Source organism: Streptomyces sp. NPDC015532 (assembly GCF_043078065.1).
GTDB lineage: Bacteria > Actinomycetota > Actinomycetes > Streptomycetales > Streptomycetaceae > Streptomyces.
Map to the genome: position 1 here is coordinate 1 of NZ_JBIBSY010000007.1, position 14,680 is coordinate 14,680.

Sequence of the window (14,680 nt, forward strand, 5' to 3'; positions counted from 1 at the left end):
GCGTATTCGGCGTACATGTAGTCGCGTTCTTCGTCGGTGACCATTTCGAGGGTGAGCTCGTCGTGGTTGCGCAGGAAGATGCCCCATTGGCAGTTGCCGGGGATGGCGGGGGTCTTGGCGAGGATCTCGGAGACGGGGTAGCGGGACTCGCGGCGGACGGCCATGAAGATGCGGGGCATGACGGGGAAGTGGAAGGCCATGTGGCACTCGTCGCCGCCGGAGGGGAAGTCGCCGAAGTAGTCGACGACGTCCTCGGGCCACTGGTTCGCCTCGGCCAGCAGCACCGTGTCCGGATAGTGCGTGTCGATCTCCTTGCGCACCCGCTTGAGGAACTCGTGGGTCGCAGGAAGGTTTTCGCAGTTGGTTCCCTCGACCTGGTACAGATACGGCACCGCGTCGAGCCGGAACCCGTCGATCCCCAGGTCGAGCCAGAACCGCAGCGCGGAGATGATCTCCTCCTGCACGGCCGGGTTCTCGTAGTTGAGGTCGGGCTGGTGGGAGAAGAAGCGGTGCCAGTAGTACTGCTTGCGGACGGGGTCGAAGGTCCAGTTGGAGGCTTCGGTGTCGACGAAGATGATGCGGGCGTCCTGGTACTGCTTGTCGTCGTCGGCCCAGACGTAGTAGTCGCCGTAGGGCCCGTCGGGGTGGGCGCGGGACTCCTGGAACCACGGGTGCTGGTCGCTGGTGTGGTTCATGACGAAGTCGATGATGACGCGCATGCCGCGCTGGTGGGCGGCGTCGACGAACTCGACGAAGTCGGCGAGGTCGCCGAACTCGGGCAGGACGGCGGTGTAGTCGGAGACGTCGTAGCCGCCGTCGCGCAGGGGGGACTTGAAGAACGGGGGCAGCCACAGGCAGTCGACGCCCAGCCATTGCAGGTAGTCGAGTCTGGCGGTCAGGCCCTTGAGGTCGCCGACGCCGTCGCCGTTGCTGTCCTGGAACGAACGCACCAGGACCTCGTAGAAGACGGCGCGTTTGAACCACTCGGGATCGCGGTCCTTGGCCGGGGTGTCCTCGAATGTATCCGGGACGGGCTCATTGACGATCATGTGGTGGGTGACCCTCCGATCAACGGTGAGGACGGTCGCAGGACGGTGAGGATGTGTGCCGGCCGGTCACCCGGCTCCAGGCGCACATAGTTGGTCCTGCCCCAGTTGTAGGTCTCGCCGGTGAGCTCGTCGCGCACCGGCACCGACTCGTGCCAATCCAGGCCGAGTTGCGGCATGTCCAACGAGACCGTGGCCTCCTGGGTGTGGTGGGGGTCGAGGTTGACCACCACCACAACCGTGTTCGAACCGCGGGCGTCCGTGACGGACCTCGAGTAGGCGATCACCGCCTCCTGGTCGGCGTGGTGGAAGTGCAGGTCACGCAGCCGGCGCAGCGCGGGACTGCGCCGCCTGACCGCGTTGAGCTTTCTCACCAGCGGCGCGATGCTCAGACCGTCGCGTTCGGCGGCTTGCCAGTCGCGTGGGCGGAGCTGGTATTTCTCGGAGTGCAGGTATTCCTCGCTGCCGTGGCGCAGGGGGGTGTTCTCGCAGAGTTCGTAGCCGCTGTAGATGCCCCAGGTGGGGGAGAGGGTGGCGGCGAGGACGGCGCGCAGCGCGAACGCGGGGCGGCCGCCGGTCTGAAGGAACTCGTGCAGGATGTCGGGGGTGTTGACGAAGAGGTTGGGCCGCATGCGGGCGGCCGAGTCGCCGGAGAGTTCGGTGAGGTACTCCGTCAGCTCCTGCTTGGTGTTGCGCCAGGTGAAGTAGGTGTAGGACTGCTGGAAGCCCACCTCGGCCAGGGTCCGCATCATCGCGGGGCGGGTGAAGGCCTCGGCCAGGAAGATCACGTCGGGGTCGGTCGCGTTGATGTCCGCGATCACCTGCTCCCAGAACACGACGGGTTTGGTGTGCGGGTTGTCGACGCGGAAGATCCGTACGCCGTGCTCCATCCAGTGCCGCAGGACCCGCACGGTCTCGGCGACCAGGCCGGGCATGTCCGCGTCGAAGGCGACCGGGTAGATGTCCTGGTACTTCTTGGGCGGGTTCTCCGCGTAGGCGATGGTGTTGTCGGGGCGGTGGTGGAACCACTCCGGGTGCTTCTCCACCCACGGGTGGTCCGGGGAGCACTGCAGGGCGAAGTCGAGCGCGATCTCCAGGCCCAGCGAGCCGGCCCGGCGGACGAAGGCGTCGAAGTCCTCCAGGGTGCCCAGCTCCGGGTGGACGGCGTCGTGGCCGCCCTCGGGGGAACCGATGGCCCAGGGCACCCCGACATCCTCCGGGCCCGCGGACAGCGTGTTGTCGGGACCCTTGCGATGGGTCGTGCCGATCGGGTGGATCGGCGGGAGGTAGACGACGTCGAAGCCCATCTCCGCGATCGCGGGCAGCCGTTCGGCCGCCGTACGGAACGTGCCGTGCACCGGCGGATCGACCTGCCCGCCCTCGGACCGAGGGAAGAACTCGTACCACGCCCCGTACAACGCCCGCTCCCGCTCCACCAGCAGCGGCAACGGCTCGGACGACGTCACCAGATCGCGCAGCGGGTGCTCCGCGAGGACGGCGTCCACCTGCGGGGTGAGCGCGGCGGCGAGACGGGAGGACACGGAACGACCGGTGTCGCGCAGCGCGTCCACGGCCCCGAGGAGCGTGTCCCTGCTCTTCCTGCCCTTGGTCCCCTTCGGCAGGGCGGCGACCGCCCGCTCGTACAGCAGGGCGCCCTCCTCCAGCATCAGCTCGGTGTCCAGCCCGGCCGGGATCTTGATCCCCGCGTGATGCCGCCAGGTGGTGACCGGGTCCCCCCACGCCTCCACGGTGTACGTCCAGCGGCCCTCCGTGCCGGCGCTCACCCGGGCACCCCAGCGGTCGGTGCCGGGGGCCAGTTCGCGCATCGGCGTCCACGGCCCGGGACGGCCGTCCGGGCCGCGCAGGACGACATTCGCGGCGACGGCGTCATGGCCCTCGCGGAAGACCGTGGCCGACACCTCGAACTCCTCGCCCACCACCGCCTTGGCCGGACGGCGCCCGTGCTGCACGACCGGGCGGACATCGAGGACGGGGATGCGTCCGACGGCCGTCGCCGGCGTGACGGCCGGGGCGAGGAGGGCGTCGGGCGCTTCGGGGGTACGAGTGGCGGGGACGGCGGCCTTGACCTCCTTCGAGGCGGCCTTGACCTCCCTCGACGTGGTCCTGACCTCCTTCGGATCGGTCTTGACGTCCTTCGACGCGGCCTTCCCGGTCTTCGGAGCGGTGGACTTGGCCGCTTTCGGAACGGCCGTCTTGGCGGCCTTGGGAGCGGACTTGGCCGTCTTGGGAGCCGACTTGGCCGTCTTGGGTTTGGGGGAGGTGCCGCGGCGGGCGGCCGTTCCCGGAGCGGACGCGTCGGGGGACGACGTCTTCGGGGCGGTGGCGGGAGCCCCGGCGGAGGTGCCGGTGTCCGGGGCGACGGCGCCGTCGGTGAAGTCGGCGTTCGTGGGGCGCGCGCCGGGGGCGGACGCGCCGGCGGCCGGCGGTTTCTCGGGTGTGGTGGGTGCGGCGGGTGTACGGGGCCCGTCCTCGGCCGCGCGTGTTCGGGGGGTTTCGGGGGTGGCTGTCGGGGGTGGCGACGTGTGGTGCGTGGCGGGCATGACCGCTCCTGTCCGCGTCAACGTGGGTGGGCGGATGGGGTGTGGGGAGGTGGGGCCTGCGGGCGTACCGGAGGAGCCTTCCCACCCTATGCGGGTGGGCATTCCGGCACTTTGTTAACTACTCACGCGTATGTCTACACACAAGACCGGCCTCGTCCCGGGCAGGCGAGGCCGGTGCGGTGTGGCCGAATCACCCTGGTTGTACCAGCGTCCCACCCGGCTCAGCCGACGCGCAGGAGCCTGTTCGGCGAACCCGGTCCCGCGCCCGACACCCTTCCCGGGGCCGCCCGTCTCACCAGCGCCTTCACCACCTGCGCGGGCGCGGCCCGCGGATGGTCCGCCAGATACAGCGCGGCCGAGCCGGCGGCGTGCGGGCTCGCCATCGACGTTCCGGAGCACGTTGCTCTGGCCGTGTCGCCGGTGTACGAAGTCGACGTGATGTCCACCCCCGGTGCGAAGAGGTCGAGCGCGGATCCGGTGTTCGAGAAGCCGGCCCGGGCGTCGGTCCGGCCGGTCGCGCCGACCGTGAGCGCCCCGGCGACCCGGGCCGGGGAGAAGAGCGCCGCCGGCATCCCGGAGTTGCCCGCCGCGACCGTGTACGTCACGCCGGAGGCGATGGACTTGCGGACCGCCGCGTCGAGCTGTGCGTTGGCGTACCCGCCCAGGCTGAGATTGGCCACGGCCGGCTTCCTCGCGTGCCGGGTGACCCAGTCGATGCCCGCGATCACCTGGGCGGTGGAACCGGCTCCCCTGTCGTCGAGGACGCGGACGGCGACGACCCTGGCCCTCTTGGCCACGCCGTATACGGTTCCGGCGACCGTTCCGGCGACATGGGTGCCGTGGCCGTTGCCGTCCTGCGCCGTCCTGTCGTCGTCGACGAAGTCCCAGCCGTAGCTCGCCCGGCCCCCGAAGTCCCGGTGGGTGATGCGGACGCCGGTGTCGATGACGTAGACGGTCACCCCCGAACCCGCCGTCCGGGGTACCGCGTACCGCCCGTCGAGCGGCCGGTTCGGCTGGTCGATCCGGTCCAGTCCCCATGGCGGGGGGTTCCGCCGGCCACGGCCGGGTGCCCCACCGGCCACCCGGACCCCGTCGAACGTCACCCGGGTGTCCTGGACGACGGAGGCCACGCGGGGATCAGCGGCGAGCCGCCGGGCCCGTCTCGCGTCGGCCCGCACCGCGAAGCCGTTGAGAGCCGCGCCGTAGATGTGGCTGATTCTCGCTCCGTACCGGCCCGCGAGGGCCGCCTCGGCCGACGACGGAGCCCGCGTACCCCCCTTGAGCGTCACGATGTAGCTGCCGCTGACGGATCCGGGCTCCCCCGCGCCGGGTATCCGCCCCGCGACAGCCGCCTGCGCGGGCGGGGCGTTGGCCGAAAGCACCGCGGCCGTCGTGACCGCGGTGAGACCCGCCGCCCAGCGCAGACGCCACTTCCTCGTCCGTGCCATGACCTGAGTTCCCCTCCTCAACTCGACGTACCGAGGCCGGGTCCGGCCGCTCGGGACGGTCCGGCCGTACGTCACCCGGTGAGCCTCTCGTGCGGCGCGAAGCACCACAAGGCCGCCCATGCGGGCAAAATCGGCCATGCCTTCCGTGAGGTGTCCGTGAAGGTTGCGTCGATTTCACGCCGATGTCACACGGTCGGCCCCGATCGGGGGGCGTGCCGCGATGCGCCGTGTCGCGAAGGCACCCTCACCGCTAACGTCGGGGGTGACGAAGGCCGCACAACGCCGTGCGTCCCTTAGCCGCGTACGTCCTCCGTGAAGGTGGAATTCGTGAAGGCGATCCGCAGATTCACCGTCCGACCCGTTCTCCCCGAAGCCCTTCACCCGCTCGTTGACCTGGCCCGCAACCTCCGCTGGTCCTGGCACGCCGAGACCCGCGACCTCTTCCAGTCCGTCGACCCCGAGCGCTGGGCCGCGTGCGGCGGCGACCCCGTACGACTGCTCGGCAGCGTTCCGGCCGCACGGCTCGCCGAGCTCACGGAGGACAGCCGCTTCCTGCGCCGTCTCGCCGCGGTCCGCGACGACCTGCGCGAGTACGTGAGCGGCGACCGCTGGTATCAGACGCAGACCTCCGACCTGCCCGCCGCCATCGCCTACTTCTCGCCCGAGTTCGGTGTCACCGCCGCCCTGCCGCAGTACTCCGGGGGCCTCGGCATCCTCGCGGGCGACCATCTCAAGGCCGCCAGCGACCTGGGCGCCCCGCTGATCGGCGTGGGTCTGCTCTACCGGCACGGCTACTTCCGCCAGTCCCTGTCCCGCGAGGGCTGGCAGCAGGAGCACTATCCGGTCCTCGACCCCAACGAACTGCCCCTGGTGCCCCTGAGCGAGGAGGACGGCACGCCCGCCCTGGTGTCCCTCGCGCTGCCCGGGGGCCGCGCGCTGCGCGCCCGGATCTGGCTGGCCCAGGTCGGCCGCGTCCCGCTGCTCATGCTCGACTCGGACGTCGAGGAGAACGGCGTCCACGAACGCGGGGTCACCGACCGGCTCTACGGCGGCGGCAGCGAACACCGGCTGCTCCAGGAGATGCTGCTGGGTATAGGAGGGGTGCGGGCGGTCAGGACGTACTGCCGCCTGACCGGGCACCCGCAGCCCGAGGTGTTCCACACCAACGAGGGGCACGCCGGGTTCCTCGGTCTGGAGCGGATCGCCGAACTCGCCGACGAGGGGCTGGACTTCGCGTCCGCGCTGGAGGCGGTCCGGGCCGGCACGGTGTTCACCACCCACACCCCGGTGCCCGCCGGCATCGACCGCTTCGACCGGGAGGCGGTCGCCCGCCACTTCGGCCCCGACGCCGAACTCCCGCGCATCGACGTCCAGCGCATCCTCGCCCTCGGCATGGAGACCTATCCCGGTGGCGAGCCGAACCTCTTCAACATGGCCGTGATGGGCCTGCGCCTGGGCCAGCGGGCGAACGGGGTCTCCCTGCTGCACGGCCAGGTCAGCCGGGAGATGTTCTCCGGGCTCTGGCCGGGCTTCGACCCCGAGGAGGTGCCGATCACCTCGGTCACCAACGGCGTCCACGCGCCGACCTGGGTGGCGCCCGAGGTCTTCCGCCTCGGCGCCCGGCAGGTCGGGGCGCAGCGCACCGAGGACGCGCTGACCGTCGGCGGCACCGACCGCTGGGACGCGGTGGCCGAGATCGCCGACCAGGAGATCTGGGACCTGCGCAGGGTGCTGCGGGAACAGCTCGTGCTGGAGGTACGGGACCGGCTGCGGGCGTCCTGGCGCCAGCGCGGCGCCGGTACGGCCGAACTCGGCTGGATCGACGGCGTGCTCGACCCCGACGTCCTCACCATCGGCTTCGCGCGCCGGGTCCCCTCGTACAAACGGCTGACCCTCATGCTGCGCGACCGCGACCGGCTCATGGACCTGATGCTGCACTCCGAGCGGCCGGTCCAGATCGTCGTCGCGGGCAAGGCGCACCCGGCGGACGACGGCGGGAAGCGGCTGATCCAGGAACTGGTCCGGTTCGCGGACGACCCCCGGGTGCGCCACCGGATCGTGTTCCTGCCCGACTACGGCATGGCGATGGCGCAGAAGCTCTACCCGGGCTGCGACATCTGGCTCAACAACCCGCTGCGCCCGCTGGAGGCGTGCGGCACGAGCGGGATGAAGGCCGCGCTCAACGGCTGTCTCAACCTCTCCGTCCTGGACGGCTGGTGGGACGAGTGGTTCCAGCCCGACTTCGGCTGGGCGATCCCGACCGCGGACGGCACGGCGACCGACGACGACCGGCGGGACGAGCTGGAGGCCGGGGCCCTGTACGACCTCCTGGAGCAGCGGGTGGCCCCCCGCTTCTACGAGCGCGGTCAGGAGGGCCTGCCCGACCGGTGGATCGAGATGGTCCGCCGGACGCTGACCCACCTGGGTCCGAAGGTCCTGGCGGGCCGGATGGTGCGCGAGTACGTGGAGCGCCTGTACCTGCCCGCGGCCCAGGCCCACCGTTCGCTCACCGCCGAGACGGCCGGCGAGCTGGCCGCCTGGAAGGCGAGGGTCCGCGCCGCCTGGCCGCGGATCACCGTCGATCACGTCGAGGCGTCCTCGGCCACCACGACCGCCGAACTGGGCACCACGTTGTCGCTGCGCGTCCGCGTCGGCCTCGGCGACCTCGCCCCCGACGACGTGGAGGTCCAGGCGGTGGCGGGCCGCGTCGACACCGACGACCGCATCGCGGACGCGGTCTGTGTCCCGCTGAAACCGGCCGGCGGCCCCGACCTGGAGGGCCGCTGGGCGTACGAGGGCCCGCTGTCCCTCGACCGCACGGGCTCCTTCGGCTACACGGTCCGCATCCTGCCGTCCCACCGCCTCCTGGCCTCCGGCGCGGAACTGGGCCTGGTGGCGATGCCCTCAGAGGGAACAGCGGAGGGCGCGGGCCTGCTGATGCGGTGAGGCGCGGACGGGTGACCGGCGTGTCAGGGGTGGGCCGTGCGCCACGGCCCACCCCCGCCGTGCCGGTCCGTCCGGGGGCGCGGCCTGTTCCCGGGCCCGCCGGTCCGGTGCCGGCGGGGGCTCAGCTGTCCAGCCCCGCGCACAACCGTCGCAGTACCGTGCCGCAGCGTTGGGCGTAGGCGCGTTGGAGGGCGCGTGTCGCGGCTCCGCCGGCGCGGGCGTACCACTTGGCCGCGCGGCTGAAGGCCGTGATCGTCAGCCAGACGGTGCCGTCGCCGGTGCGGGAGACGACGAAGGCCTCCTCGCCGCACTCGGGATGGCCGGAAAGGGTTCCGTAGGCCCAGGCTGTGCGCCGGTATTCCTCGGCGGTCCAGACCACGCGGCAGGGGGCCTTGATCAGGCCGATGCCGACCGTGACGTCGACGCCCGGCGCGGCCTTGCCGGCCTCGGTGACCATGCGGATTCCCATGGCCCGGTGCAGTTCCCAGGTCATCAGGGCTTCGGACGCCCGCCGGAAGACGGCCTCGCCCTCGCCTATGCGGGAGCGGACGTGCAGTCGGTGGAAGCCCGGGGGGCAGCGGTCCTCGCGGGTCGCGCCCACGTCCTCGTACGTGTAGGGCATGGGGGCAAGAGTAGGGCGGCACCCGGCACGGTTCCGTGCGGGGTCCCGCCTCAGTTCGATTACGTTCGTACTAGCTGACGTTGACCGCGGTCCAGGCCGCCGCCACCGTCGCGTACTCGGTGCTGCTGGAGCCGTACAGCGCGGACGCCGCCGACAGGGTGGCCGTACGGGCGCCCTTGTAGTTCGTCGACGACGTCATGTAGGTCGTCAGCGCCTTGTACCAGATCTGCAGGGCCTTGGCCCGGCCGATGCCGGTGACCGTCGTGCCGCTGTAGGTCGGGGAGCTGTAGCTGACGCCGTTGATCGTCTTCGAACCGCTGCCCTCCGAGAGGAGGTAGAAGAAGTGGTTCGCGACGCCGGACGAGTAGTGGACGTCCTTGCTGCCGACCGAGGACGACCAGTAGTCCGCGGAGCCGCCGTCCTTGCTGGGCTTGTCCATGTAGCGCAGTGGGGTGCCGTCACCGTTGATGTTGATCTTCTCGCCGATGAGGTAGTCGCCCACGTCGGAGGAGTTCGCCGCGTAGAACTCGACACCGGTGCCGAAGATGTCCGAGGTGGCCTCGTTGAGGCCGCCGGACTCGCCCGAGTAGTTCAGGCCGGCGGTGTTGGCGGTGACGCCGTGGCTCATCTCGTGGCCGGCGACGTCGAGCGAGGTCAGCGGGTGCGTGTTGCTGGTGCCGTCGCCGTAGGTCATGCAGAAGCAGCTGTCGTCCCAGAACGCGTTGACGTACGCGTTGCCGTAGTGGACGCGCGAGTACGCTCCCACGCCGTTGTTCTTGATGCCGCTGCGCCCGAAGGTGTTCTTGTAGAAGTCCCAGGTCACCTGGGCGCCGTAGGCGGCGTCGGCGGCCGCGGTCTGGTCCGTGGTGGAGCTGGAGGCCGCGCCGGTGCCCCAGACGTCGTCCGCGTCGGTGAACAGCGTGCCCGCGGAGGAGGACGTGGTGTGCGACTTGTTGTACGTCTTGTGGCTGCCGCGGGTGGAGTCGGTCAGGCTGTACGTCGAGCCCGACAGGGTCGAGTTGAGGGTCACCGTGCCCGAGTAGAGGGTCTTGCCGGTGCCGGTCTCGATGCCCTGGTACTCGTAGAGCTTCTTGCCGGTGGCCGCGTCGGTGATGACGTGCAGCTCGTTGGGGGTGCCGTCGTCCTGGAGGCCGCCGACGACGGTCTCGTAGGCGAGGGTCGGCTTGCCGGTGGCGGCCCAGATCACCTTGCGGGGGGCCTGGTCGGCGGCGGTCTTGGCGGAGCCGGCGTCCCTGGCGGCGGTCAGCGCCTGCTTCTCGGCCTTGGCGGTGGTGACGAGCGGCTTGAGCGAGGCGACCTTGATGGCCGTCTTCGTCGCCTTCGTCACGCTCTCGCTCTTGCCGGCCTTCTCGTGGACGACGAGGTCGCCGCCGAGGACCGGAAGTCCGTTGTACGTGCGCTCGTAGCGGGTGTGAACCGTGCCGTCGACGTCCTTGACGACGTCTCTGACGACCAGCTTCTCCTTGGCGCCGAGGCCTATGCGCTGGGCCGTCTCCACCTTGGCGGCGTCGGCCTTCTGGATGAGCGTGGTGCGTGCGGATGCGGAGAGCAGGACGGGCGAGCCGGCGAGGGGGGTGGTCTTGCCGGTGGGGAGAGCCGCCGTCTGGGCGGCGGCACCGGTGGTCAGACCGGTGGCGAGCAGGGCTCCGGCGGCGACAGCGGTGGCGATGGCCAGAGAGGTGCGCTTGTGACGCGCGTAGAGGGGGGTCACGCAAACTCCTTCAAGTGGGGGCGTCCGACGGCGTGGGGGCCGAAGAAACGGTTGGGAAGTTGCGGTGCGGGTGAGCCGTGCGGGTGAAGCGTGCCATCCCAGGCGCGTACATGTCAGGAGCCCATTCGGACCTTGGCCGAAATTCGACGATCGGGTGAACAGTCGGGTTCTCCGGCGCCGGACCGGGCGCCGTCAAGGGCGGGTCAACGCAAACCTCCGGGCGGGCAAAGGAGGGCGCCGCCCCGGGGAGTCGAACCTCCGGGGCGGCGCCCTGGCGCGCTGCTCGCGTGCGGACTTCCGCCGCGGTCTACGGGAAGGTGAGCTTCCAGCTGTTGATGTAGCCGGTGTCCTGCGCCGCCTGGTCCTGGACCTTCAGTTTCCAGGTGCCGTTGGCGACTTCGGAGGACGCGTTGACCGTGTAGGTCGTGTTCACGTTGTCCGCCGAGTCGGACGAACTGAAGTTCTTCAGGCGGTACGTCGAGCCGTCGGGGGCGACCAGATCGATCACCAGGTCACCGCGCCAGGTGTGCACGATGTCCACGGCCACCGCGAGGTTGGACGGGGCGTTGCCGGTACGGCCGCTGACCGTGACCGAGGAGGTGACCGCGGCCCCGTTGTCCGGAATCGATACGTCGGCCGTGTTCTCGAACGACGTACCACCGCCGCCGCCACCGCCGGGACGCGTCCCGACGTTCACGGCCGCCCAGGCGTTCTGTACCGCGGTGTACTCGGCGCTCGTCGTGCCGTACAGCTCGCCCGTCGCCGCGAGCGTGCCGGTACGGGCCGCCGCGTAGTTGGTGGTCGAGGTGAACTTGGTGGTGAGCGCGCGGTACCAGATCGCCAGCGCCTTGTCGCGGCCGATGCCGGTGACCGGAAGCCCGTCGGAGGTGGGCGAGTTGTAGCTGACGCCGTTGATGACCTTGGCGCCGCTGCCCTCGCTCAGCAGGTAGAAGAAGTGGTTGGCGACACCCGACGAGTAGTGCACGTCGACGTTGCCGACACCCGAGTACCAGGAGTCCTTGGAGCCGCCGTCCTTGCTCGGCTTGTCCATGTAGCGCAGCGGGGTGCCGTCGCCGTTGATGTCGATCTTCTCGCCGATGAGGTAGTCGCCCACGTCGGTCGTGTTGTTGGCGTAGAACTCCACGCCGGTGCCGAAGATGTCGGACGTCGCCTCGTTCAGACCACCGGACTCGCCCGAGTAGTTGAGGCCCGCGGTGTTGGAGGTGACGCCGTGGCTCATCTCGTGGCCCGCGACGTCCAGCGCGGTCAGCGGGTCGGCGTTCCCGGACCCGTCGCCGTAGGTCATGCAGAAGCAGCCGTCGTCCCAGAACGCGTTCACGTACGAATTGCCGTAGTGCACGCGGGAGTAGGCGCCGACGCCGTTGTTCTTGATGCCGCTGCGGCCGAACGTGTTCTTGTAGAAGTCCCACGTCTCGGCGGCGCCGTAGTGCGCGTCGGCGCCGGCCGTGGCGGCGTTCGACGTGGTGCCGTTGCCCCAGGTGTCGCTCGTCTGCGAGAAGAGGGTGCCGGTGCCCGACGTCCCGTGGTTCAGGTTGTACGTCTTGTGGCCGCCGCGCGCGCCGTCGGTGAGCGTGTAGTTGGAGCCCGACTGCGTGGTCGTCAGGGTCACCTGGCCGCTGTACTGGGTGTTGCCGACGCCGGTCTCGATGCCCTGGTACTCGTAGAGCTTCTTGCCGGTGGCCGCGTCGGTGATGACGTGCAGCTCGTTGGGGGTGCCGTCGTCCTGGAGGCCGCCGACGACGGTCTCGTAGGCGAGGGTCGGCCTGCCGCTCGCCGCCCAGATCACCTTGCGGGGCGCGCGGTCGGCGGCGGTGCTCTTCGAACCGGCGTCCTTGGCGGCGGACAGCGCCTGCTTCTCCGCCGTTCCGGCGGCGACCGTGGGCTTGAGGGTGGCGACCTTCAGGGACGCCTTCGTCGCCTTGTAGACGTGCCCGGTCTTCCCGGACTTGGAGGTGTCGACGACCAGGTCGCCGCCGAGGACCGGCAGTCCGTCGTACGTCCGCTCGTAGCGGGTGTGGACCGTGCCGTCGACGTCCTTCATGACGTCACGGGCGACGAGCTTCTCGCCGGAGCCGAGACCCAGGTCCCGGGCGGTCGTGGTCTTGGCCGCGTCGGCGTCGCGTATCAGCTCGGCGCGCTGTGACGCGGTGAGCTTCATGGCGACGGCGCCCGGGTTGACCCGGCCGGCCCGGGGGGCCTGCTCGGGGGCGGCGCTCGCGGCGCCCGACTGGACGGCGGCGGCCAGCAGGGCGGTGACGCCGACGAGGGCGACACCGGCGACGCGGCGCTTGGTGATGTGGGAGGTGCGTCTGTGGGGAGAACTGCTGCTCAACACTGACTCCTTCTGCATGGCCGCGGGTCGCGCGGCCAGGGGAGACCGGACGATGGAGTGGCCCGTCCGGGCAGAACTGGGCGTTACGCGGAACCAGGTGCATGGGGTGGTCGTACGGCTCAACACAGCGGTTGTTGCTGTGAGGTTGCTGTGAAGTCGCCGAGGGAAGAGTGGCAGGAGATAACCCTTTCTGTCAGGACCGCGTCACCAAAATGGCCGGAAACCGTTCGTTGTCCGGTTAGTCATGTTCGGTATACGGACTGGCCGTCGGGTGTTCGTCTCGGTGTGACGGCGACGGCGCGACGGTGTGACGGTGATTCGGCCAACACTTCGAGATGCCCCGGCGTGGGCACCGGCCGGGCGGCGCGTACCGCCAGATGACCGGACCGCCGTCAGCAACGGAATGAAGCCCAGACCCTTTCGGGGGCTTTCCGGCACGTCCGCTCGTCCGCCTCCCGCCCCTGCGGTTTGAGTGATCCCGACATTCCGGTCCGTATCCGCGCCCTCACCGGGCGAGAGGGTGCGATCCGGACAGGTACACCCGCAGGAGGTTTGGTGAGAAGGTCACATTGGTGTGCGAGCCTGGCGGCGCTGGGAGGCCTGACCGGCTCTCTCATGCTCGGCGCCTCCGTCCCGTCCGCGGCTGCCGCCCCGCCCGGCGACAGCCGCACCGCCGGCGCCGTTCACACCCTGTCCGCCACCCCGGAGCCGAAGCCGGCCCCCGGGCACGTGAAGCCGGCCGACGGGCACGGCGTTTCCGCCCCCTCGCGCGTGTGCCGGGGGCTCGTGCCGGATCCCATCCCGCCGAGTCTGCAACGCTTCTTCTTCTGCGGTGACTGGCGGCTGGGCCCCCGTCAACTGCCGACCCGGGGCGCGCTGGGGAACATCCTCGACCGGTACCAGCGCCTCGGCCGTCTCACCGCCGTGAGGTTCCTCGACAAGTGGTGGGACCCCACCGCCGACTCCGGCCAGGGCGACTGGCGTTACCCGCCGGACGACGGCTACACCCACCGGAACGGGACGGTGCTCGCCACCCCGCTGGTGCTCCACGCAGGCCTGAGGCTCGACCGCTTCGGCGGTGAGGCGGGCCGCTTCCTGGCCCCGCAGGGCACCAAGTACGGCAAGCGTTCCATCCCGCCGTCGAGCCTCAACGCCATGGACCCGCGGTACCCGTACAACTACCACACCTACCGGCTGGCCAAGGACGTGACCGTCTGCGCGGGCAAGACCGCCCCTGGGTTCGAGCAGCCCGGCCTCGGCACGCAGTACGTGACGTCGAGCCGGTTCTGCCCGGACATCCCCCGCACCACGGTGGCGGACCTGGTGAGCAACGGCACGCTGGTGCGCACCAACGACTGACCCGTCCCCTCACGGTGGCACACGAACGCGCGCGGAAGCCGGTCCCGGCGACGACCGGGCCGGCTCCGCCCGGGCGGAAGGCCGAGCGCATGGACCGGTTCGCGCTGTGCCGGGCCCTCGAAGAGGCCGGGGTCCCCGCCGCGTCCTACGAGATCGCGGACTGCCCCGGCCGCCACCGCGCGGCCGACCGCTACTTCCTCGACGGTCACGACGGGGACTGGAGCGTGGGCGTCCACGAGCGGGGCACCCGCCAGGTCTTTGAGCGGTTCACCGACGAGGGCGAGGCCTGCCGGTGGATCCACGACCGCCTCCTCGGCGGGGAACCGACCGCCACGGACACGGTCCCCGGAGACCCCGCCGGCCCGGAGCCCGACCCCGAGGCCCTGCGGCGACAGGCCGAGGACGACCTCGAAGCGGCCCTCGCCGAGCTGTGCCGCCGGGCGGCCGAGCAGCCCGGCCGGGAGCATCCCGGAGAGCCCGTGGAAGGAGACGGCCCCGCGTAGGGGTGCCGGGCGCCGGGGACCAGGCGGGAACCGCCGGACAGACCCCGACGCGCGCCGGCCCGTCCGCCGTGGGGTGACCGGCACGGGAGGGAGCACGGGACGGACCGGCA

The 14,680-nt window shown here is 70.8% G+C and carries 9 protein-coding genes; 3 read left to right on the forward strand and 6 right to left on the reverse strand.

Annotated elements, in window-relative coordinates; translation table 11 throughout:
• The 3 genes from ACF07B_RS21990 to ACF07B_RS22000 all read right to left on the reverse strand — a co-directional run.
• Nucleotides 1-1,049 (reverse strand): alpha-amylase family glycosyl hydrolase (locus ACF07B_RS21990; protein ID WP_392180200.1); only part of this gene is annotated, 1,049 nt, incomplete at its 3' end.
• On the reverse strand, nucleotides 1,046-3,607 hold the full coding sequence (locus ACF07B_RS21995) for a maltotransferase domain-containing protein (RefSeq protein ID WP_392180201.1): 2,562 nt from the start codon (nucleotides 3,605-3,607) through the stop codon (nucleotides 1,046-1,048). The genes ACF07B_RS21995 and ACF07B_RS21990, both read right to left, overlap by 4 nt.
• A 221-nt stretch (nucleotides 3,608-3,828) precedes the next feature.
• Nucleotides 3,829-5,055 carry a S8 family peptidase gene (locus ACF07B_RS22000; RefSeq protein ID WP_392180202.1) on the reverse strand — a complete coding sequence of 409 codons (1,227 nt, stop codon included), beginning with the start codon at nucleotides 5,053-5,055 and terminating at the stop codon, nucleotides 3,829-3,831.
• 327 nt (nucleotides 5,056-5,382) lie between these two features.
• Here ACF07B_RS22000 and ACF07B_RS22005 point away from each other — a divergent pair, with 327 nt between their 5' ends.
• Nucleotides 5,383-8,001, forward strand: a complete 2,619-nt coding sequence (locus ACF07B_RS22005; protein WP_369485131.1) for a glycosyltransferase family 1 protein — start codon at nucleotides 5,383-5,385, stop codon at nucleotides 7,999-8,001.
• Nucleotides 8,002-8,122: 121 nt separating this feature from the next.
• Here the strand turns inward: ACF07B_RS22005 and ACF07B_RS22010 are convergent, their stop codons facing one another.
• From ACF07B_RS22010 to ACF07B_RS22020, 3 genes are all read right to left on the reverse strand, one after another.
• A complete protein-coding gene (locus tag ACF07B_RS22010) occupies nucleotides 8,123-8,623 on the reverse strand; it encodes a DUF1990 family protein (protein ID WP_392180203.1) in 501 nt (166 codons plus the stop codon).
• 70 nt (nucleotides 8,624-8,693) lie between these two features.
• Nucleotides 8,694-10,355: a M4 family metallopeptidase gene (locus tag ACF07B_RS22015; protein WP_392180204.1), complete on the reverse strand. Its 1,662-nt coding sequence runs from the start codon at nucleotides 10,353-10,355 to the stop codon at nucleotides 8,694-8,696.
• Nucleotides 10,356-10,662: 307 nt separating this feature from the next.
• Nucleotides 10,663-12,708 (reverse strand): M4 family metallopeptidase, encoded by a 2,046-nt coding sequence (locus ACF07B_RS22020; RefSeq protein WP_392180205.1) that lies wholly within the window; start codon nucleotides 12,706-12,708, stop codon nucleotides 10,663-10,665.
• Between the two features lie 555 nt (nucleotides 12,709-13,263).
• On the opposite strand from ACF07B_RS22020, the gene ACF07B_RS22025 reads away from it, so the two are divergent.
• Nucleotides 13,264-14,067: a TNT domain-containing protein gene (locus ACF07B_RS22025; protein ID WP_392180206.1), complete on the forward strand. Its 804-nt coding sequence runs from the start codon at nucleotides 13,264-13,266 to the stop codon at nucleotides 14,065-14,067.
• 89 nt (nucleotides 14,068-14,156) lie between these two features.
• Nucleotides 14,157-14,570, forward strand: a complete 414-nt coding sequence (locus ACF07B_RS22030) for a hypothetical protein (protein WP_392180207.1) — start codon at nucleotides 14,157-14,159, stop codon at nucleotides 14,568-14,570.
• Nucleotides 14,571-14,680: the final 110 nt, after the last annotated feature.

Excerpts from the sequence above, each read along its gene's own strand:
- ACF07B_RS22000 (WP_392180202.1), bottom strand. The coding sequence starts at position 5,055 with ATGGCACGGACGAGGAAGTGGCGTCTGCGCTGGGCGGCGGGTCTCACC.
- ACF07B_RS21995 (WP_392180201.1), bottom strand. The coding sequence starts at position 3,607 with ATGCCCGCCACGCACCACACGTCGCCACCCCCGACAGCCACCCCCGAA.
- ACF07B_RS22030 (WP_392180207.1), top strand. The coding sequence starts at position 14,157 with ATGGACCGGTTCGCGCTGTGCCGGGCCCTCGAAGAGGCCGGGGTCCCC.
- ACF07B_RS22010 (WP_392180203.1), bottom strand. The coding sequence starts at position 8,623 with ATGCCCTACACGTACGAGGACGTGGGCGCGACCCGCGAGGACCGCTGC.